Annotated in this window: 1 protein-coding gene; it reads right to left on the bottom strand. The window is 61.9% G+C overall.

All coding sequences use genetic code 11. The features are described from left to right. Positions 1-1,271: type VI secretion system Vgr family protein (locus tag EJD88_RS00005; RefSeq protein ID WP_256673561.1), on the bottom strand; the 1,271-nt coding region annotated here is incomplete at both ends.

Here is a 1,271-nt window from a genome sequence, read left to right as displayed (position 1 = left end):
GTCCCAGACTCGATGCTGCTTTGATCAAGGGTGATGTAACTGCCCCCTGCGTTGAGGGTGATTTTCTTTTTCGCCGTGATATGGATCTCGTCCTCGGTACTGGTGATCTCCAAGCCGTGACGCGCGAGTAGCTCCAGCGTGTCGTTTTGTGCCTGGATCTTTACCGCCCCTTGATTGGCGATCAGCTTGATCCCCAGCTTGCGCACAAACAGGCTCATCCCTTGACCCACGCCGATAAACAACCGCTTGACCACGCTGATATCTGCCTCGGCCCCGGCGTTGATCATCAGGTTGTGTTGAGCCGCCAACTGCAAGTGCTGGCCGCTGGTCATGGCCACGCCAGCAGGCGCGCTGAACATCAGCACGGACGACTTGAGTTGCTCCAGGTCTTGCTTGAGCAACTTCAACTGGGCCTCTACATCGGCAGGGTCTGCCTGGGCTGCCTGGGCGTCTGCCGACAACCCGTCCAACTGTTCTCCCGCCTGCTGTAGCCGGCCCAGTGCTGCGCTCATTTCAAGCATCTGGCCCTGCGCTTTGGGCTGTGCGTCCGCACTGATGAAGATCCCGCTGCCTGCACGGATGGCGGCATGGCCATCCGTACGCAATTCGGCGCCCTGGCCTCGGGGTTTGCGCTGACCATCCACCAAATGCCCAAGATTCAACTGGCTCTTGCCACTGTGCTCAGTACTCAGCTTGACGTGCTCCTGCCCCCGCGTGTCGTCCAGGCGCAGTTTGTTATTGGTTGGGGTGCGCAGGACGTTGCGTTTGTAGTTGCGCAAGGTCACGTGGTCGACGTGCTGGCTGTCGTGCAAGGCGTGGGCGATGTAGGGGCGGTCGGGGTCGCCTTGTTCGAAGGCCACCGCCACTTCGGTGCCGGCGATCAGCGGCAGGTGCAGGCCGTGGGTATCGCCGGCGTAGGGCCGGGCCAGGCGCAGCCAGAGGCTTTCCTGACCGAGCGTCCAGGTGTCGCGGTCAAACAGGAAATTCACTCGGTAGCGCCCCTCCAGGTCGATATGGGCGTAGGCATCGTTGGCCTGGTTGCTGGTTACGCGCGCGGGGATAGTGCCGGCGATCAGGGGTTTGTTCTTGAGTTCTGGGCGAAAGCACACGCTTTGCGAATAAGGGATGGCCTCGAAGGTGGCGATGAAGCTGCTGTCACGGGCGGCGACGGTGGTCAGGCCGGTGATGACTGCCCCAGGTTTGAAGGCCTGTGGGGCGCCGTCGGTGACGTTGAGCACCTGGCCTGGGGCCAGGGTGGCGCTGCTGGTGAT

The organism is Pseudomonas sp. PB105 (assembly GCF_009764655.1).
In the GTDB taxonomy this organism is placed as follows: domain Bacteria; phylum Pseudomonadota; class Gammaproteobacteria; order Pseudomonadales; family Pseudomonadaceae; genus Aquipseudomonas; species Aquipseudomonas cyclaminis.
The sequence above is the reverse complement of the archived record's forward strand: the minus strand, read 5'-3'. Positions and strand labels throughout refer to the sequence as shown.